General features: G+C 64.8%; 15 protein-coding genes and 1 pseudogene. 9 read left to right on the forward strand and 7 right to left on the reverse strand.

Annotated elements, in window-relative coordinates; all coding sequences use genetic code 11:
• Nucleotides 1-105: 105 nt before the first annotated feature.
• The 3 genes from ACP159_RS23560 to ACP159_RS23570 form a co-directional block, all read right to left on the reverse strand.
• A complete protein-coding gene (locus ACP159_RS23560) occupies nt 106-1644 on the reverse strand; it encodes a sugar ABC transporter ATP-binding protein (protein ID WP_425102176.1) in 1539 nt (512 codons plus the stop codon).
• Nucleotides 1645-1713: 69 nt separating this feature from the next.
• A complete protein-coding gene (gene rhaS / locus ACP159_RS23565) occupies nt 1714-2709 on the reverse strand; it encodes a rhamnose ABC transporter substrate-binding protein (protein ID WP_425102177.1) in 996 nt (331 codons plus the stop codon).
• Nucleotides 2710-2743: 34 nt separating this feature from the next.
• Nucleotides 2744-3544 (reverse strand): DeoR/GlpR family DNA-binding transcription regulator, encoded by an 801-nt coding sequence (locus ACP159_RS23570; RefSeq protein ID WP_425102178.1) that lies wholly within the window; start codon nt 3542-3544, stop codon nt 2744-2746.
• A gap of 210 nt (nt 3545-3754) precedes the next feature.
• Between ACP159_RS23570 and ACP159_RS23575 the strand changes: the two genes are divergently transcribed.
• Both ACP159_RS23575 and ACP159_RS23580 read left to right on the forward strand, forming a co-directional pair.
• A complete protein-coding gene (locus ACP159_RS23575) occupies nt 3755-5857 on the forward strand; it encodes a bifunctional rhamnulose-1-phosphate aldolase/short-chain dehydrogenase (RefSeq protein WP_425102179.1) in 2103 nt (700 codons plus the stop codon).
• A 58-nt stretch (nt 5858-5915) separates the two neighbouring features.
• The gene (locus tag ACP159_RS23580) at nt 5916-7154 is read left to right on the forward strand and encodes an L-rhamnose isomerase (RefSeq protein WP_425102180.1); all 1239 of its coding nucleotides are present in this window, start codon (nt 5916-5918) and stop codon (nt 7152-7154) included.
• 195 nt (nt 7155-7349) lie between these two features.
• Here ACP159_RS23580 and ACP159_RS23585 read toward each other — a convergent pair whose 3' ends face one another.
• Nucleotides 7350-9002: an ABC transporter permease gene (locus ACP159_RS23585; RefSeq protein WP_425102181.1), complete on the reverse strand. Its 1653-nt coding sequence runs from the start codon at nt 9000-9002 to the stop codon at nt 7350-7352.
• Between the two features lie 109 nt (nt 9003-9111).
• On the opposite strand from ACP159_RS23585, the gene ACP159_RS23590 reads away from it, so the two are divergent.
• Complete coding sequence (locus ACP159_RS23590) at nt 9112-9993, forward strand: hypothetical protein (protein ID WP_425102182.1); 882 nt, start codon at nt 9112-9114, stop codon at nt 9991-9993.
• A gap of 182 nt (nt 9994-10175) precedes the next feature.
• Here the strand turns inward: ACP159_RS23590 and nqrM are convergent, their stop codons facing one another.
• Together nqrM and ACP159_RS23600 are read right to left on the reverse strand one after the other, a co-directional pair.
• Nucleotides 10176-10415: a (Na+)-NQR maturation NqrM gene (gene nqrM, locus ACP159_RS23595; RefSeq protein ID WP_425102183.1), complete on the reverse strand. Its 240-nt coding sequence runs from the start codon at nt 10413-10415 to the stop codon at nt 10176-10178.
• Nucleotides 10416-10433: 18 nt separating this feature from the next.
• Nucleotides 10434-11423: an FAD:protein FMN transferase gene (locus ACP159_RS23600; RefSeq protein ID WP_425102222.1), complete on the reverse strand. Its 990-nt coding sequence runs from the start codon at nt 11421-11423 to the stop codon at nt 10434-10436.
• Between the two features lie 227 nt (nt 11424-11650).
• On the opposite strand from ACP159_RS23600, the gene ACP159_RS23605 reads away from it, so the two are divergent.
• Genes ACP159_RS23605 through nqrF form a run of 6 tightly spaced genes read left to right on the forward strand, consistent with a single transcriptional unit; the run spans nt 11651 to nt 17503 of the window.
• The gene (locus ACP159_RS23605) at nt 11651-12994 is read left to right on the forward strand and encodes a Na(+)-translocating NADH-quinone reductase subunit A (protein WP_425102184.1); all 1344 of its coding nucleotides are present in this window, start codon (nt 11651-11653) and stop codon (nt 12992-12994) included.
• Between the two features lie 4 nt (nt 12995-12998).
• Nucleotides 12999-14198, forward strand: coding sequence for an NADH:ubiquinone reductase (Na(+)-transporting) subunit B (locus ACP159_RS23610; RefSeq protein ID WP_425102185.1), 1200 nt, complete (start codon nt 12999-13001; stop codon nt 14196-14198).
• On the forward strand, nt 14191-15003 hold the full coding sequence (locus tag ACP159_RS23615) for a Na(+)-translocating NADH-quinone reductase subunit C (protein WP_425102186.1): 813 nt from the start codon (nt 14191-14193) through the stop codon (nt 15001-15003). Before ACP159_RS23610 ends, ACP159_RS23615 begins: the two co-directional genes overlap by 8 nt.
• Nucleotides 15003-15656 (forward strand): NADH:ubiquinone reductase (Na(+)-transporting) subunit D, encoded by a 654-nt coding sequence (locus ACP159_RS23620; protein WP_425102187.1) that lies wholly within the window; start codon nt 15003-15005, stop codon nt 15654-15656. The genes ACP159_RS23615 and ACP159_RS23620 overlap by 1 nt, the downstream gene beginning before the upstream one ends.
• Nucleotides 15656-16264 (forward strand): NADH:ubiquinone reductase (Na(+)-transporting) subunit E, encoded by a 609-nt coding sequence (nqrE, locus tag ACP159_RS23625; protein ID WP_425102188.1) that lies wholly within the window; start codon nt 15656-15658, stop codon nt 16262-16264. Before ACP159_RS23620 ends, nqrE begins: the two co-directional genes overlap by 1 nt.
• 15 nt (nt 16265-16279) lie before the next feature.
• A complete protein-coding gene (nqrF, locus tag ACP159_RS23630) occupies nt 16280-17503 on the forward strand; it encodes an NADH:ubiquinone reductase (Na(+)-transporting) subunit F (protein ID WP_425102189.1) in 1224 nt (407 codons plus the stop codon).
• Between the two features lie 702 nt (nt 17504-18205).
• On the opposite strand, the pseudogene ACP159_RS23635 reads toward nqrF, so the two are convergent.
• A pseudogene (locus tag ACP159_RS23635) lies at nt 18206-18340 on the reverse strand (IS3 family transposase); the annotation flags it as partial.
• Between the last annotated feature and the right edge of the window lie 64 nt (nt 18341-18404).

The following is an 18404-nucleotide window of genomic DNA, read 5'->3' on the forward strand; positions in this document are numbered from 1 at the left end:
CGAACTCTCCCGTGGAGAGTTCGAGGGCTGGACGGGCGAAGCCCCGGGCCGAGGCAGCGCCCCGAAACAAAATTTTGCCCCGCCAAAATTTTCCCTGCCCGAACATCATCGCTCGCCCCCGATCCCCGCCGCATGGCGCACCAGCACCTCCGGCGTCATCTCGTCCCCGCTGACCTCCGCGACGATCAGCCCCTCGCGCATCACGATCACCCGGTCCGACATGCCGAGCACTTCCGGAATCTCCGAGCTCACCATGATCACCGCCAGCCCCTCGGCGGCCAGTTCCGCCATGAAGGCGTGCACCGCCGCCTTGGAGCCGATGTCGATGCCCTTCGTCGGCTCGTCCAGAATGATCACCCGCGGTTTCGTCGCCAGCCATTTTGCAATGACCACCTTCTGCTGGTTCCCCCCGGACAGGGTCCCCACATCCTGATCCAGCGCCGCCGCCCGCAGATCCAGCCTTTCGACATACTGACGCGCCAGCGCGAATTCCTCCGCCAGCCGCAGGAAACCGCTGCGCGAGGTCCGCCCCAGCGAGGGTAAGGTCACGTTCTGGAAGATCGGCAAGCCAATGACGGCCCCCTGCTTGCCCCGGTCCTCCGGCACATAGACGATGCCGTTGGCAATCGCCTCGGCGGGCGAGCGGATCACCCGGACATTGCCGTCGATCCGCACCGCGCCCTTCGACGGCCTGGTGATCCCGAACAGCGCCTGCATGAGCTCCGAGCGCCCGGCGCCCACCAGCCCGTAAAACCCGAGGATTTCCCCCCGCTTCAGGTCGAAATTGATTTCGTCGAACTCGGTCGGATGGGCGTAGCCCACAACCTTCAGCACCTCGTCGCCCACCACATGCGCCCGCTTTGGAAAGATCTGGTCGACGTCCCGGCCCACCATCATCCGCACCAGCGTCGCCTCGTCCACATCCGCCATCAGCCCGGACCCGACGTGGCTGCCATCGCGGAACACGGTATAGCGGTCGGCAATCCGGAAAATCTCGTCGAATTTATGCGAAATGAACAGGATCGCCCGCCCCTCCGCCTTCAGCCGCTCCACAAGCGCGTAGAGCTCCTCGATTTCCTTCTGGCTCAGCGCCGCCGTCGGCTCGTCCATGATCACGACCCGCGCGTCGACGCTCAGCGCCCGGGCAATCGCCACCAGATGCTTGTTCGCAATGCCAAGCTCGCGCAGGGGCGTCATAGGGTCCAGCGGCGCGTCGATCCGGCGCAGGATCTCCGCCGCCCGCGCCTTCATCGCCGCCCAGTCGATCAGCCCGAACCGCCCGCGCGGCGCGTGTCCGATGAAGATGTTCTCCGCCACGGTCAATTCGTCGAACAGCACCGTCTCCTGATGGATCGCGGTGATCCCCGCCGCCGTCGCATCCTGTGCCCCGGCAAACTGCACCGGCTTGCCGTCCACCGACATCTCCCCGCCATCGGGCCGGTAGATCCCGGTCAAAACCTTGACGATGGTGGATTTTCCCGCGCCGTTTTCGCCCACGAGCGCCGTCACCTGCCCCGGGTAGAGCGCCAGCGACACGCCGTCGAGCGCCTTCACGCCCGGGAAGGTCTTGGTTATGCCGTCGAGACGCATGACCGGGGATACCCCGCCCAGCGCCTCCCGGTCCGTCGGGGCGATCTGCAACATGGCCCTGCCTGTGGTGGAAGTCGGTATAACTCCGGGGCAGCCGCGCCGCCCCGGAACCAGCCCAATGGATCAGAAGATGTCCTTGAACTGCTCGATATTGCTCGCGTCATAGACAAACGGGTCCGCCATGGCGCCCTCGTTGTTGTCGTCGAGCTTGAGCGCGCCCATGCGGCCCATGGGGATCTCCGCGCCCGGCTCGGCCACGGCGCCACCCTTGGCAAGGTTGTAGGCCAGCATCGTCGCCGAATAGCCAAGGTCGATCGGGTTCCAGATCGCGAAGGACTTCGACGCGCCGCTCTCGATCGCGCCCGCCATCTCGGAGGGCAGGCCGAGGCCGGTGACGTTCACCTGACCGATCTTGCCCGCATCCGCCACCGCCTGCGCGGCGGCCACGATGCCCACGGAGGTCGGCGCGATGATGGCATCCAGATCCGGATAAGTCTGCATCAGGCCCTGCGCCTCGCGGTAGGATTTGTCCGCAAGGTCGTCACCATAGACCGTGCCCACGACCTCGATGCCGGGATAGTTGCCCATGACCTTGTTCATTTCCTCGATCCAGACGTTCTGGTTCGTGGAGGTCGTCGTCGCCGACAGAACCGCGACCTTGCCGCCCTCGGGCAGTTCATCTGCCGCCAGCTTGATGATCATGTTGCCGATCAGCGGGTTCGACGAGGGGTTCAGGTGCAGCTGGCGGCCTTCCGGCGCCACGCCGGAGTCCCAGGAAATCACCGTGATCCCGCGCTGCATCGCCTTTTGCAGCGCCGGAACCAGCGCGTCCGTGTCATTGGCAGAGACGGCAATCGCGTCGACCTGCTGCGCGATCAGCGCGTTGATGACCTCGATCTGGCCTTCTGCGGTTGTGTCGGTCGGGCCAGTGTAGATCACCTCGACGTTGCCAAGCTCCTTGGCCGCCTCCTCCGCGCCCTCCGCGGCCGCCTCGAAGAAGCCGATGCCGAGCGCCTTGACCACGAGCGCGATGCGCACCGGGTCTTCCGCATGGGCCTGGCCTGCGAGCACGAGCGAAGCCAGCGCCGCGCCCCCGAACAGTCTTCTGGTAATGCTCATGATATCCTCCCTGATGAGCAACGATCTGAACCGTTTACGCGGTTCCCTTCTCCACCGCGGCGCTCTCCTGCGCCACGATCAGCCTCACTCCCGCCGTCTCCAGCATCGCCGCCGCGCGGTCGGAAATTCCGTCGTCGGTGATGACCACGTCGATCTTCTCCAGCGGGCAGAGAACCAGCGAGGAGCGGTTCTCGAACTTCGAGCTGTCCACCAGCACCACCAGTTCGTCCGCCTGCCCGATCAGCTTCTGCTCCGCCTGGATGAGCAGCGGGTCCGCCTCCATCAGCCCCAGCGGCCCGAGCCCCTGCGCCCCCATGAACATCCGCCGCGCATAGAAATTGCGCGTCACGTCATTGTCGAACGGCGACAGGATGATGTTCTGTTCGCGGTAAATCACCCCGCCCGAGAGCATCACGGTATTCTTCGAATGCTTCAGCAGATGCTCGGCAATCGGGAACGAATTGGTAAACACCTGCAATCGGCGGGCGCTGAGCGGATGTACCATCTGGAAGGTGGTCGTGCCGCCGTTGATGATGATCGGCTCGCCATCTTCGCACAGGTCCACCGCCGCCCGGGCAATCGCCTGCTTCTCCCGCGTGCGCATGGTCTCGTTGACCGAGAACGGCCGCCCGGCCAGCGGCGCGAACTGCGGCGGCGTGATCGCTTCCGCCCCGCCGCGCACCCGGCGCAGCTTCTTTTGCATGTGCAGGGTCGAGATATCCCGGCGAATTGTTGCCTCTGACACGCCGGTCAGGGTGCACAGGTCTATCACCGTCACCACCGGACGGTCCTGAACCGCCGACAGGATGATCCGGTGTCGTTCCTTCTCGTGCATGAAACCCTCCCTGAGCGGTCTCCACAGGCCGCCTTGATGCGACAGACTGTCCTGAGTCGCCGCATGCGTCAATCAATTTCTTTCAATTTCGATCACGCTGCGATGCAGAATGATCGTTTATGATTGTTGATGATTGACATTCTGACGCACTCCGAGCAGCCTCTCGCCAAGGGAAGCCAGGAGGGCCAGCACGCCCGGGGGGAGGATGTCATGCTGAAAACCAATGAGAAACAGGGCCTTCAGAACAAGTGGGACGAGGCCAAGGCCGCCGGGATGAGCGAATCCGACAAGCTGCTCTACCGCTCCAATCTGCTCGGCTCCGACAAGCGCATCACCAACTACGGCGGCGGCAACACCTCCGCCAAGGTCATGGAGCGCGATCCGCTGACCGGCGAAGAGGTCGAGGTGCTCTGGGTCAAGGGCTCCGGCGGCGATGTCGGCTCCATCAAGATGGACGGCTTCGCAACCCTCTACATGGACAAACTGCGCGCGCTCAAAGGCATCTATCGCGGGGTCGAGTACGAGGATGAAATGGTCGGCCTCCTGCCCCATTGCACCTGGAACCTGAACCCCCGCGCCGCCTCCATCGACACGCCCCTGCACGCCTACGTCCCGAAGAAACACGTCGATCACATGCACCCGGACGCGATCATCGCCATCGCGGCGTCGAAGAATTCGAAAGAGCTGACGCAGGAGATTTTCGGCGATGCCATCGGCTGGCTGCCGTGGAAACGCCCGGGGTACGAATTGGGCCTTTGGCTGGAGAAATTCTGTTTGGAGAACCCGGAGGCCAAAGGCGTGGTCCTTGAATCCCACGGCCTCTTCACCTGGGACGACGACGCCCGCGCCTGCTATGATCTCACCGTTCAGGTGATCCAGCAGGCCATGGACTGGTTCGCGGACCGCACCGCCAACGTCCCTGCCTTCGGCGGCGCGATCCATGAGAGTCTCGCCCCCGAAGAACGCCGCGCCATCGCTGCCAAACTCATGCCCGCCATCCGCGGCTTCGTCTCCAAGGGTCACCATATGGTCGGCCATTTCGACGACAGCGAGACGGTTCTGGAGTTCGTCAATGCAAGGGACATGCGCCCGCTCGCCGCGCTTGGCACCTCCTGCCCGGACCACTTCCTGCGCACGAAGATCCGCCCGCTGGTGATCGACTTCGACCCGGCTCAGGGCAATCTCGATGCCGTCCTCGCCGGCCTGCCCGAGCAGGTGAAGGCCTACCGCGAGGACTACGCCGCCTATTACGACCGCTGCAAACACGACAATTCGCCCGCCCTGCGCGATCCCAATGCTGTGGTCTACCTGATCCCCGGCGTCGGCATGATCACCTTCGCCAGGGACAAGGCGACCGCCCGCATCTCCGGCGAGTTCTACGTCAACGCGATCAACGTGATGCGCGGCGCCTCCGCCGTCTCCGAATACTGCGGCCTGCCCGAGCAAGAAGCCTTCGACATCGAATACTGGCTTCTGGAAGAGGCCAAGCTGCAACGCATGCCCGCGCCCAAGTCCCTCGCAGGCCGCGTGGCGCTGGTGACCGGCGGCGCGGGCGGCATCGGCGCGGCGACGGCTGTGCGCTACCTCGCCGAAGGCGCCTGCGTCATGCTGGCAGACATCGACGAAGGGGCCTTGGCCAGCACTTCGGAGGCCCTCACCGCCAAATTCGGCAAGGACGTCATCCGCACCGTCCCAATGAACGTCACCGATGAGGACGCGGTGATCGCGGCCTTTGCCGATACGGCGGTGGAATTCGGCGGCATCGACATCCTCGTGTCCAACGCCGGCATCGCCTCCTCCGCCCCGGTCGAGGAAACGTCGCTGGCGCTGTGGAACCGCAACATGGACATCCTTTCAACGGGATATTTCCTCGTCAGCCGCGAAGCCTTCAAGCTCATGCGCAAGCAGGACATGGGCGGCGCGGTGGTGTTCGTCGCATCGAAGAACGGCCTCGCCGCCTCCCCCAACGCCTCCGCCTATTGCACCGCGAAAGCGTCGGAAATCCACCTCGCCCGCTGCCTTGCGCTGGAAGGCGCGGAGGCGGGCATCCGCGTGAACGTGGTCAACCCGGACGCAGTGCTGCGCGGCTCGAAGATCTGGGAGGGCGAATGGCTCGACCAGCGGGCCTCGACCTACAAGACCGACAAGGAAGGACTGGAAGAGATGTACCGCCAACGCTCCATGCTCAAGCGGTCGGTGCTGCCGGAGGACATCGCTGAGGCTGCCTATTTCCTGGCCTCGGACAAATCCGCCAAATCCACCGGCAACATCCTCAACGTCGACGCAGGCAACGTGCAGGCGTTTACACGCTGAGCGCAACGGTCCGTAGGGCGGGGCTGTTCCCCGCGCCGCCTCTGGGAGGAGGAATACAATGAGCTACGAGAGCGCCAAGGCGCAATTCGCCGACTGGGGCGTGGACACCGAAGCCGCCATCAAGGCGCTGATCCAAATCCCGATTTCCATGCACTGTTGGCAGGGCGACGACGTGCGCGGCTTCGAGACGCAGACCGGCACCTCCGGCGGCGGCATTCAGGCCACCGGCAACTTTCCCGGCCGCGCCCGCACCCCGGACGAACTCCGCGCCGATCTCGACTTCGCCTATGGTCTGCTGCCCAGCACACACCGTCTCAACCTGCACGCCATGTACATGGACACGGACGAAACGCCGGACCGGGATGAAATCGAACCCCGCCACTTCCAATCGTGGCTCGACTGGTCACAGGCAACCGGTATCGCCATCGACTTCAACCCGACCTTCTTCGCCCACGCCAAGGCGGACGACAACCTGACCCTCGCCCACCCGGACAAGGGCATCCGCGACTTCTGGATCGAGCACGGTAAACGCTGCCGCGACATCGCTGCCACCTTCGGCGCCGCCCAGGGCTCGCCGTCCATCAACAACATCTGGGTGCCGGACGGCTTCAAGGACACCCCGGTCGACCGCATCACCGCCCGCCGGCAACTTGAATCTTCGCTCGACGCCATGCTCGCCCCCCCGCAGGACAAGGCTCACATGCGTGACGCCGTGGAAAGCAAGCTCTTCGGCATCGGGGTCGAGGCCTGCACCGTCGGCAGCCACGAATTCTACCTCGGCTATGCCATCCGCAAGGGCACTGTCCTCTGCCTCGACATGGGCCATTTCCACCCCACGGAAAACATCGCCGACAAACTCAGCGCCGTGGCCCTCTCCGTTGACGAACTCCTGCTGCACGTCTCTCGCCCCATGCGCTGGGACAGCGACCATGTCATCCTGCAATCAGATGATATCCTGCAAATGGGCCAGGAACTCGTCTTCTCCGGCCTGCTCGAGCGCACCCATATCGGGCTCGACTTCTTCGACGCCACCATCAGCCGCACCGCCGCTTGGGTCATCGGCACGCGCAACATGCAAAAATCCCTGCTCCGCGCACTACTCCTGCCGCAGGACGCGTTGAAGACCGCCGAACTCAGTCAGGACCACAACAAACGGTTCATGATGACCGAAGAACTCAAGGACCTGCCCTTCGGTGCGGTCTGGACCGAAGTCTGCAAACGGCATGACATGCCCGTTGGAAAGGCGCTTCTGACGGAACTCGACCGCTACCAGGCCAACGTCGCCTCCCGCGGCTGACGGCGCATTTGGGGCTCTGCCCCAAACCCCGAGGGTATTTGGAGACCAGAGAACACAAAGCGCAGCGCCCTCCCCTTCTTTGGTCTCCAAATACCCTCGGGGGGAGCCCGCAGGGCGTCGGGGGCAGAGCCCCCGCGGCTTCGTCAGAAGCCGCCCCCGGCCGCTGTGCCCAGCACAGCGAAATCCCTTGACCCGTTAGCGGTTCGCCCGGGCGAGCAGACCCACCGCCAAAAGCCCCACGCCGATGACCAGCATCGCCGCCGGGGATGCCCCGCCGAGGTTCTCCAAAGACGCCTGTTCATGCACCCGCGTCGCCAGCGTCTCGTAGTTGAACGGGCGCAGCAACAACGTCGCCGGCAGTTCCTTCACGCAATCGACGAAGACCAGAAGCAGGGCCGAGGCCACGGAGCCGCGCATCAGCGGGTAGTAAACCTCGCGCAACACCTGCCCCTGCGTCCGCCCGAGGGACCGTGCCGCCGCCGACAAGTTGGGCGAGATCCGCCCCATTGCCGCGTCCGCCGCGCCCTGTCCGATGGCGAAGAAGCGCACGCAGTAGGCCAACACCAGCGCAAAGGCCGTGCCGGTCATCACCAGCCCCGGGTCCCAACCGGTCGCGCCCCAGATCGCATCCGCCACGGTGTTGTCCAGCGCCGCCAGCGGAATCAGGATACCGACGCCGAGCACGGCCCCCGGAGCGGCGTAGCCGATGGTCGTCACCGGCATCAAGAGGCGCGGCAGCGGGCGGCGCGAGATGCGCACGCCGTAGACGAGGAACACCCCCGCCGCGACGGTCAGCACCGAAGCCAGCCCGCCCACCACCAGCGTGTGCAGCCCGGCCTGCCACAGGTCATCGTCGCGCCAGTATTCAGCATTTTCCACCGCATGATTGAGAATCACCCCGGCGGGCAGCACGAAGCCGAAGGCAAACGGCAGAGCGCAGGCCAGGGTCATCAGCCAGGCCAGGCTCCCGGTCATCGGTTTGCGCGGCACCGGGCGATGGCGGGTGGAGAGGTTGAAGAAGCGCATCTTCCGCCGGGAAATCTTCTCCATCGCCACCAGCAGAACCACCAGCAGCAGCACGACACTGGCGATCTGCGCCGCGCCACCGGCGTTGTTGGCGGTGAGCCAGACGCTGAAGATGCCGGTGGTCAGGGTCTGCACCGCGAAGTAGTCGACCGTACCGAAATCGTTGATGCTTTCCATCATGGCAATCGCCATGCCCGCGACGATGGCGGGCCGCGCCAGCGGCAGGCCGACGCGCCAGAACCGTCCGAAGGCCCCGGTGCTGAGTGACTGGGCAACCTCCTCCGACGACGCCGATTGTTCGCGGAAGGCGTTCCTCGCCAGAAGGTAGACATACGGGAACAAGGACCCGGACAGCACGAGGATCGCCGCGCCGATGCTGCGGATCTGCGGGAACCAGTAGTCCTGCGCCGATTGCCAGCCGAACACCCCGCGCAGCGCGGTCTGTACCGGCCCGGCGTATTCGAGGAAGTCCACCAGCGCGTAGGCCCCGACATAAGCCGGGATCGCCAGCGGCAGCAGGAGCAGCCATTCCAGCCAGCGCCGCCCCGGGAAGTCATAGCGCGACACCAGCCAGGCCGCCCCGGTCCCCACCGCGCCGGACAGCAGCCCCACCCCGACCATGACGATGCCGGTATTGGCCAGGTACCGCGGCAGGGTCGTGGCGATCAGATGCGGCCAGATGTTGTCGGAGGGGAACAGCGCGATGCCGAAGACCGACAGGATCGGCATCAGGACGATGGCCGCGATCACGAGGGCGCCGGCCGACCACGGGCTGATCCGCGGCAGCCGGACCCGGGCGGGCGTGGTTTCGGTGACACTCATGGGCGGGCCTGTCCGGATTGGGGATTTGTTTCAAGACATGAGCCGGTATAGTCCGAAGCCGAGCCAGTAAAAACCCCCGTCGCCCGATGTCCCGGGCGGGAGATCCTCCATGCAGGTCATACTTCACCTCGGCGTCCATTGCACCGACGAGGACCGCCTGCTGAAAGGTCTGCTGCGCAACGCCGACAGCTGGCGGCACGCGGGTGTCGCCATCCCCGGACCCTCCCGCTACCGCCGCCTTCTGTCCGAAGCGGTCAATTCCATCGCCAGTGGACGGCCCACGCCCGAAGCGCGGGAGATCCTGATCGACTCCATCCTCTCCGAGGACCCGGAGGACGTGAAACGGCTGGTGCTGAGTCACCGCAACTTCCTCAGCGTGCCCAAGCTGGCGCTGCAGGACGGGTTGCTCTACCGGCTCGCGGAGCGGCGGCTGGGCACGTTGCGGGAGCTCTTCGCCGAAGACCACCTGGAACTGCACATCGGCCTGCGCGACTTCGCCACCTGGCTGCCGGCGCTGCTGGCGGAGAGTCCGGACGAGCACCTCGGAGCGCTGCTGCACGGGGCCGACCCGATGCACCTGCGCTGGTCCTCGCTGCTGCGCCGCATCCGGGCGGCGCTGCCGGACGTGCCGATCACCGCCTGGGCCAACGAGGACACACCGCTGATCTGGGGTCAGCTGTTGCGCCGCATGGGCGGCCAGCCGCTGGACCGCAAGATCACCGGCGCTTTCGACATGCTCGCGGCGGTGATCGCGCCGGAGGGGATGCGGCGTTTCCGGGCTTTCCTGAAGGAAAACCCGGACCTGCCGGAACCGCAGAAGCGCAAGGTCATGGCGGCCTTCATGGACAAATACGCGCTCGACGAGGCGGTGGAGGAAGAGCTTGACCTGCCAGGCTGGGACGGCGCCTACGTCGACATGCTGAGCGAGCTTTACGACGAGGATTTGGAGGTCATTGCCGCGATGGATCAGGTGACACTGGTGCTGCCCTAGACGTGTCGCAGCCCCACCCCAACCCTCCCCAAGGGGGAGGGCGCACCGTCGTGCAGCCAGCGCCGACGCACTCCGTCACGTCCTCCGGAAATGCGGTTGCGGGTCAGGGGACCGGGACTCCCTCCCCTGTGGGGAGGGTTGGGGTGGGGAGAGCCTGCACCCGAAACGAAAAGGACGCCCGGTCAGGCGTCCTGCGTCATCTGCTCGGCGATCTTCTTCGCCCTGGGGCAGCCGTGGATGCGCTCGCGCAGGGGGCTGTCCGGGTCGATTTCCTTCTTGCAGACCAGGCAGTGATCGGCGCCCTCCACCGCGTTCAGCCCGCCGCAACTGCCCTTGATCGTGCGCCCGCTGAACATCACGCCCACCGCCATGCCGACCATCACGAGGGCAAACAGGCCGAAGGTGAGCAGGAAGGTGGTCATGCGCGGGCGCTCCCGGGGTTAGGCGGTCAGTTCGGTGAACCTTGCCGAAGCGGTGGTCCTGAACCCCGATGTGGCGCCATCCGCGTCGCGGTCAATGAACAGCACCGCAAGGTCACGCTCTTGTGCGATCCTCAGGCCGCGTTCCGTGCCCAGCACCAGCAGCGCCGTCGCCCAGGCGTCGGCCAGCATGGCATTCTCCGTCAGCACCGTCACGGAGGTCGTCGCATGGGTCACCGGGCGGCCGGTGGTCGCGTCGATGATGTGAGAGAAGCGCTGGCCGCCGGTCTCGAAGAAGTTGCGGTAGTCGCCGGAGGTCGCCATACCGTGGCCGGACAGGCCGACAACCTGCATCACGCCCCGGTCGAAGCTCTGCGGCGTCTCGATGCCGATCTGCCAGGGCAGCCCCTCGGGGTTCTTGCCCGCGGTGACCAGATCGCCGCCGATCTCCACCATGTAGTCGGTAATGCCAAAGGCCGCGATAGCGCGGGCGACGTGGTCGACGCCGTAGCCCTTGCCGATGGCCGAGAGGTACACTTCCGCGCCGTCATTGGTCTTGGTCAGCGTGCTGCCGCTCTGCGCGACAGAGCGTTCCTGCCCGCAGCAGGCCATGGCCTGCGCGATCTCCGCATCCGACGGCAGAGCGCCATGTCCGGCCTTCGCGCCGAAGCCCCAAAGGTCGATCAGCGGGCCGACCGTCACGTCGAAGGTGCCCTCGGAGGCCCGGTGCACATCCGACGCCGTTTGCATCACCTCCGCCAGTTCCCGCGACACGGTGACGCTTTCGCCCCTGGTGGCGGCGTTGAAGCGGGAAATCTCCGACGTCGCGTCCCAGTTCGACATCTGGGCGGTGACTTCGGCCAGCGCGGTGTCCACGGCTGCCTGCAACTCGCTCTTCTTCGCAGCCTTCGTGTGATCCACCGCCACGATGGTGTAGCCGGTGCCCATCGTCAGACCCGAAAGTTCCAGCACGGACCAGCCCGGCTTGCAGGCGGCAAGGGCGAGCGGCATGACCATGAAGCTGCGGCGGGAAAGGAGAAGAGGGTTCGACAAGGGGCCTACTCCGGATATTGCGATGCGGACCGGATCTGGGTCCGGTCTTTCGGTAGAGTTTGCCCGCTTCTGGGGCAGAATGGCAATGGGATCAACACTGAATCGAAATTTATGGGTCTAAACGCCTTTCAAACCCTGCTACGCTGTCGCATAAGGCAGCGAATAAGAAGGACAGGACTCAAGACGTGCCGCAACACTCGTTCAAGAAGGGTCTGGACGTCCCGGTGCTGGGGGCACCTGACGCCACGACCATCGAAGCCGCCACTGTCAGAACCGTCGCGATTCTGGGACAGGATTACATCGGTCTGAAACCCCGTCTCGCGGTGCAGGAGGGTGACATCATCGCCCGCGGCGCGCCGGTGCTGGCGCACAAGGACACCCCGCAGGTCCATATCACCGCGCCGATCTCGGGCCGGGTGAAGGCGATCAACCGCGGCGCGCGCCGGGTGCTGGTCAGCATCGAGATCGAGGTCGACGAGAACGCCGCGATGGCCGTGGATTTCTCGAACGTCGGCGATGAGCACACCGCCGAGGGCATCCGGGCCAAGCTCTGCGCCGCCGGGCTTTGGACGTCCTTCCGCACCCGCCCCTACTCCAAGGTCCCCGATCCGGAGAGCACACCCGCGGCGATCTTCGTCACCGCCATGGACAGCGAGCCCCTGTCGGCGGATGCGGCGCTGATCATCGACCCGAACGAGGAGTCCTTTTCGCGCGGGCTCGCCGCCGTGGCGAAGCTGAGCGGAGGTACGACGTACCTTTGCCACGAAACCGGCCACCATGTGCCCGGCAGCGATGTGCCCGGGGTGCAGGTTGCCGCCTTCGACGGGCCGCACCCGGCAGGTCTGGCCGGGACACACATGCATTTCCTCGAACCTCCCTCGGCGTCGAAGACCGTCTGGAGCATCGGCTATCAGGACGTCATCGCCATCGGTCGTCTGTTCGAGACCGGCAATCTAGACAGCCGGCGTGTCGTCGCCCTGACCGGGCCGAAAGTGCGCCGCCCGCGTCTGGTGCACACCGTCGCCGGGGCCTCGCTGGTCGAACTGCTGGCCGAGGACCTCGACACCAAAGTGCCGGTGCGGATGATTTCCGGCTCCATCCTCTCGGGCCGCGCCGGATCGGGCGAGACCGCTTATCTGGGCCGCTACGCCCGGCAGGTCACGCTGATCGAGGAGGATCGCAAGCAGATCCCCATGGGCTGGATCCGCCCGATGCCGGAGAAGTTCGCGTTCCAGCCGGTGCTCGGCTCCGCCTTCAGCAAGAAACTCTATGCGCTGACGTCAAACCTGAACGGCGGCCGCCGCGCCATGGTGCCCATCGGCACCTTCGAGCAGCTGATGCCGCAGGACTACCTGCCGACGCAGCTGCTGCGGTCGCTCCTCGTGATGGACACCGACACCGCGCAGGCGCTGGGGGCGCTGGAACTCGACGAAGAGGACCTCGCGCTCTGCGGCTTCGCCTGCCCCGCCAAGTATGAATACGGCATCGCCCTCCGCGATTGCCTGTCGAAGATCGAGAAGGAGGGCTGAGGCTTTGGGTCTGCGCAATTTCTTCGACCGTATCGAGCCGAACTTCACCAAGGGCGGCAAGTACGAGAAGTATTTCCCCATCTACGAGATGGTCGAGAGCTTCATTTATACCCCAAAGACGGTGACCACGGTCGCGCCGCACGCGCGGTCGTACATCGACATGAAGCGGATCATGACCTACGTGGTTCTGGCCACGGTCCCCTGCATCCTGATGGGCCTCTACAACACCGGCCTGCAGACCAACCTCGCGATTGCCGAATACGGCGCGTCGGGCTGGCGGGCGGCAGTGATCGAGGGGCTGGGAATCGGCTTCAACGCTGCGAACCCGCTGGCCAACATGCTGCACGGGCTGATGTATTTCCTGCCGATCTACATCACCACGCTGGTCGCGGGCGGCCTCTTCGAAGTGATCTTCGCCACGGTGCGCAAGCATGAGGTCAACGAGGGCTTCCTCGTCACCTCCATGCTCTACACGCTCATCATGCCCGCTACCGCGCCGCTCTGGCAGGTCGCGCTCGGCATCATCTTCGGGGTGGTCATCGGCAAGGAAGTCTTTGGCGGAACAGGGAAAAACTTCCTCAACCCGGCGCTTGTGGGCCGTGCCTTCCTCTACTTTGCCTACCCGGCGCAGATGTCGGGCGACTCGGTCTGGACCCCGGTGGACGGCTTCTCCGGCGCGACCGCGCTGGCGATCGGAGCCTCTGACGGCTACGCCAGCCTGCCGGAACGCGGCATCACCTGGATGGACGCTTTCATCGGCACGATCCAGGGCTGCATCGGCGAAACCTCGGCGCTGGCGGCCTTCATCGGCCTTGCCTTCCTCTTGGTGGTCAAGATCGCCAACTGGCGTCTGATCGTCGGCTGCCTTGCGGGCATGATCGCCTTTTCGACGCTGCTCAACCTGATCGGCTCCGACACCAACCCGATGTTCGCCATGCCGTGGTACTGGCACCTCGTCGTCGGCGGCTATGCCTTCGGCCTCGCGTTCATGGTGACCGAGCCGGTGTCCGCTTCCCACACCAACACCGGGCGCTACATCTACGGTGCCCTGATCGGTTTCATGGTGGTGATGATCCGCGTCATCAACCCGGCGTTCCCGGAAGGCATGATGCTCGCGATCCTCTTCGGCAACGTCTTCGCACCGCTGATCGACTACTTCGTCGTGCAGGCCAACATCAAACGGAGGGCCAAGCGTCATGCCTGACAACGCTCCGCAAAAGGGCCTGATCGGCCGTTTCCTCGACGCGCCGGTGGACGGCGTGGGCAAGACCGTGACCGTCGCCGTGGCGCTCTGCCTCGCCGGGTCCATGGTCGTCTCCGCCGCGGCCGTGGCGCTGCGCCCGGTGCAGGAGGAGAACAAGCTGCGCGACAAGCGGGTGAACATCCTGCAGGTGTCGGGCGTCTACGAGGACGGCATCGCCGTCAATGACGCCTTCGCCAGCTTCGAGCCCCATGTGCTCGACCTGTCGACCGGCGAGTTCACCGACCAGTTCGAGATCGAGACCTTCGACAATCTCGCCGCCAAGGACGATCCCGCGATCATCCGCGCGCTGGACGAGGACCCGGCGGGACTGGGCGGCAAGATGGAGGCCTATCGCATGGTCTACATCCTGCGCGACGAGGCCGGGGCCATCGACAAGGTGATCCTGCCGATCGAGGGCTATGGCCTGTGGTCCACGCTTTACGGTTTCATCGCGCTCGAAGAGAACGGCAACGACATCTACGGCCTGCAGTTCTACCAGCACGGCGAAACCCCCGGCCTTGGCGCCGAGGTGGACAACCCGCGCTGGAAGGCGCTGTGGAACGGCAAGAAGCTGTTCACCGACGGCGGGGACCTCGCGATTTCCGTGTCCAAGGCGGTTGGCCCGGCGGGCCCCGACTACCACGTCGATGCCCTCGCCGGGGCGACGCTGACCTCGGCCGGTGTCAACAACCTTGTGCGGTTCTGGATGGGCGAGGCCGGATACGGCGCCTTCCTTGAACGCCTGAAAGCAGGAGAGGTGAGCTGATGGCCCAGACCTACCGTTCGCAACTCGTCGATCCGCTGATCGACAACAACCCGATCACGCTGCAGGTGCTGGGCATCTGCTCGGCGCTGGCGGTGACCTCCTCGATGAAGGTGGCGCTGGTCATGGCGATTGCCGTGACGCTGGTGACGGCCTTCTCGTCGATGTTCATTTCGATGCTGCGCAACCAGATCCCGAGCTCGATCCGGATCATCGTGCAAATGGTCGTTATCGCCAGCCTCGTGATCGTGGTGGACCAGATCCTCAAGGCCTATGCCTATGAAATCTCCAAGACCCTCTCGGTCTTCGTCGGGCTGATCATCACCAACTGCATCGTCATGGGCCGCGCCGAGGCCTTCGCCATGAAGAACCCGCCGGTCGCGAGCTTCATCGACGGCATCGGCAACGGCGCGGGCTATGGCCTGCTGCTGATGGTGGTTTCCGTGTTCCGCGAGCTGTTCGGCTCCGGCTCTCTCTTCGGCATCACCATCTTCCAGACGGTGAACAACGGCGGCTGGTACGTTCCGAACGGCCTGTTGCTGCTGCCGCCGTCGGCGTTCTTCGTCATTGGCCTCATCATCTGGGGCGTGCGGACGTGGAAGCCGAAGCAGGTCGAAGAGCGCGAATACCGCATCCAGAACGTGGAGGCGCACTGATGGAAGGCCTGATTTCCCTCGCGGTCAAGGCGGTCTTCGTCGAGAACCTCGCCCTGTCCTTCTTCCTCGGCATGTGCACCTTCCTCGCCGTGTCGAAGAAGATCCAGACGGCCATGGGCCTTGGCATTTCCGTCATGGTGGTGCAGGCGATCACCGTTCCGGCGAACAACCTGCTGCTCAACTACCTGCTCGCCCCCGGTGCGCTGGCCTGGGCCGGGTTTGGCGACGTGGACCTGACGTTCCTTGGCCTGATCTCCTATATCGGGGTAATCGCGGCGATCGTGCAGATCCTCGAAATGGTGCTCGATAAGTACTTCCCGCCGCTCTACAACGCGCTCGGCGTCTTCCTGCCGCTGATCACGGTGAACTGCGCCATTTTGGGCGGCTCGCTGTTCATGGTGGAGCGCTCCTACAACTTCGCGGAAGCGGCGACCTATGGCGTCTCGTCGGGCTTCGGCTGGGCGCTGGCGATCACCGCCATGGCGGGCGTGCGCGAGAAGCTGAAGTATTCCGACATTCCGGACGGACTTCAGGGCCTCGGCATCACCTTCATCACCGCGGGACTGATGGCCATGGCCTTCATGTCCTTCTCCGGCGTGAAACTGTAAGGGAGGGCGCGATCCATGACGACTTTCGGACTTGGCGTTTTCCTCTTCACCCTGATCGTGCTGGCGCTGGTGGCGATGATCCTCGCCGCCCGCTCCAAACTGGTCAGCTCGGGCAACGTCAACATCACCATCAACGGTGAAAAGACCATCTCCGTGCCTGCGGGCGGCAAGCTGCTGCAAACGCTGGCGGCGCAGAAGCTCTTTGTCCCCTCGGCCTGCGGAGGCGGCGGCACCTGCGCGCAATGCCGGGTCAGGGTGCATTCCGGCGGCGGCTCGATCCTGCCGACCGAGGAATCGCACATCACCAAGCGCGAGGCGTCCTGCGGCGACCGGCTGTCCTGTCAGGTGGCGGTCAAGCAGGACATGGAGATCGAAGTGCCCGAGGAGGTCTTCGGCGTGAAGAAGTGGGAGTGCACCGTGCGCTCCAACGACAACGTCGCGACCTTCATCAAGAACCTCGTGCTGGAACTGCCGGAGGGCGAGAACGTCAACTTCCGCGCCGGCGGCTACATCCAGATCGAAGCCCCCGCGCACAAGCTGTCGTACAAGGACTTCGACGTTGCGGAGGAGTACCGGCCGGATTGGGACAAGTTCAACCTGTGGCAATACGAGTCCACGGTGGAAGAGCCGATCGAGCGGGCCTATTCCATGGCAAACTACCCGGACGAGAAGGGCATCATCATGCTCAATGTCCGCGTGGCCTCCCCGCCGCCGGGCTCGCAGGGTATCCCGCCGGGGCAGATGTCCTCCTACATCTTCAACCTCAAGCCCGGTGACAAGGTCACCATCTCCGGTCCGTTTGGCGAGTTCTTTGCCCGGGATACCAAGAAGGAGATGGTGTTCGTCGGCGGCGGCGCGGGCATGGCGCCGATGCGCTCGCATATCTTCGACCAGCTCAAACGGCTGGAGAACCGCGACCGGAAGATCACCTTCTGGTACGGGGCGCGCTCGAAGCGGGAGATGTTCTTCGTCGAGGACTTCGACCAACTGGCCGCGGAGTTCGACAACTTCGAATGGCACGTTGCGCTGTCCGACGCGCTGCCGGAGGACGAGTGGACCGGCTACACCGGGTTCATTCACAACGTGCTGTATGAAGAATACCTCAAGAACCACCCGGCCCCGGAGGACTGCGAGTTCTACATGTGCGGCCCGCCGATCATGAACCAGTCGGTGATCACCATGCTGCTCAACCTCGGCGTCGACCGCGAAGACATCATGCTGGACGATTTCGGCGGGTGAGACCCGGTCCGGAGCATAGCTCCGGCAAACTCTCCGGGGGAGAGTTTGAAGGCCGAACGGGCGGAGCCCCTGGAAGATGCGCCTGCAAACGCTGCGGGGGACTGTCCAAGCGCTAAACGGTGAGACAGCCCTCTGCCGGCCAGAATTCAACATCGAAAGGAGGCCCCCGGGCCTCCTTTTTTCTTTCCCCCACCCGGACCTTCCTTCCCCCACCCTGACCCTCCCCAAAGGGGAGGGAACGCGCTCCGGGTCGCGTGCCGGGACTCCCTCCCCCGTGGAGAGGGTCGGCGTGAACACCGGGACGCCTTCAGCGACGGGGACGTCCCGGTCCTCGATGTCGCGCGGTTTGCTCTCGCGCATCGGGAACACGATGCTCGGGGTGTGGGGCAGCCGGGATGCGACCTGTGCACTCGGCGATCTGGTCGATATCCGCTGCCAGACTGCAAATTAACGACGAGCTTACTCGTCATTCCCAAAGGAAGAATCACGCTTCTTTCGGACGTGATCTTGGAAGATCATTCGCCCATAGCGGGCTGCGGGAGAGCCAAGCGCTCGGTGGGACGCGTATCCTCCTGCAAATCGGCCGGCGTCGGCGGTTCGATCATCAGGATGTACGCGGCACAGAAGCCCCCGAAGACGGCTCGCATCCCGCAAATCTGCTCGTTGGACCTGTCCCGCATTGGCGCCGCCACAAGGGCTCGTTCAAGCCACGTTCCCTTCGAAAGCGACGGGGCTTTTCCAGCCCGGTGCCGAGTGCCTTCGGCGTGGATTGCAGAAGCCGTTGATGCATTGGAAGATGGCGATTTCTGCTGCTCGGCGCGTCGGCCGCGACTTCCTGCTGCGTGTCGACGTGGCGGACCTCGCTGCGTTCGACAGGGGTCCACGAGGCGTTGACCGCCGC

The organism is Tropicibacter sp. S64 (assembly GCF_049803835.1).
GTDB lineage: Bacteria > Pseudomonadota > Alphaproteobacteria > Rhodobacterales > Rhodobacteraceae > Pacificoceanicola.

What these genes read in the sequence shown, in the direction of transcription:
- ACP159_RS23620 (WP_425102187.1), top strand. Translation starts at nt 15,003, where the DNA reads ATGGCCCAGACCTACCGTTCGCAACTCGTCGATCCGCTGATCGACAAC.
- rhaS (WP_425102177.1), bottom strand. Translation starts at nt 2,709, where the DNA reads ATGAGCATTACCAGAAGACTGTTCGGGGGCGCGGCGCTGGCTTCGCTC.
- nqrF (WP_425102189.1), top strand. Translation starts at nt 16,280, where the DNA reads ATGACGACTTTCGGACTTGGCGTTTTCCTCTTCACCCTGATCGTGCTG.
- ACP159_RS23590 (WP_425102182.1), top strand. Translation starts at nt 9,112, where the DNA reads ATGCAGGTCATACTTCACCTCGGCGTCCATTGCACCGACGAGGACCGC.
- ACP159_RS23560 (WP_425102176.1), bottom strand. Translation starts at nt 1,644, where the DNA reads ATGTTGCAGATCGCCCCGACGGACCGGGAGGCGCTGGGCGGGGTATCC.
- ACP159_RS23600 (WP_425102222.1), bottom strand. Translation starts at nt 11,423, where the DNA reads ATGCCGCTCGCCCTTGCCGCCTGCAAGCCGGGCTGGTCCGTGCTGGAA.
- nqrE (WP_425102188.1), top strand. Translation starts at nt 15,656, where the DNA reads ATGGAAGGCCTGATTTCCCTCGCGGTCAAGGCGGTCTTCGTCGAGAAC.
- ACP159_RS23585 (WP_425102181.1), bottom strand. Translation starts at nt 9,002, where the DNA reads ATGAGTGTCACCGAAACCACGCCCGCCCGGGTCCGGCTGCCGCGGATC.
- ACP159_RS23570 (WP_425102178.1), bottom strand. Translation starts at nt 3,544, where the DNA reads ATGCACGAGAAGGAACGACACCGGATCATCCTGTCGGCGGTTCAGGAC.
- ACP159_RS23615 (WP_425102186.1), top strand. Translation starts at nt 14,191, where the DNA reads ATGCCTGACAACGCTCCGCAAAAGGGCCTGATCGGCCGTTTCCTCGAC.
- nqrM (WP_425102183.1), bottom strand. Translation starts at nt 10,415, where the DNA reads ATGACCACCTTCCTGCTCACCTTCGGCCTGTTTGCCCTCGTGATGGTC.
- ACP159_RS23575 (WP_425102179.1), top strand. Translation starts at nt 3,755, where the DNA reads ATGCTGAAAACCAATGAGAAACAGGGCCTTCAGAACAAGTGGGACGAG.
- ACP159_RS23580 (WP_425102180.1), top strand. Translation starts at nt 5,916, where the DNA reads ATGAGCTACGAGAGCGCCAAGGCGCAATTCGCCGACTGGGGCGTGGAC.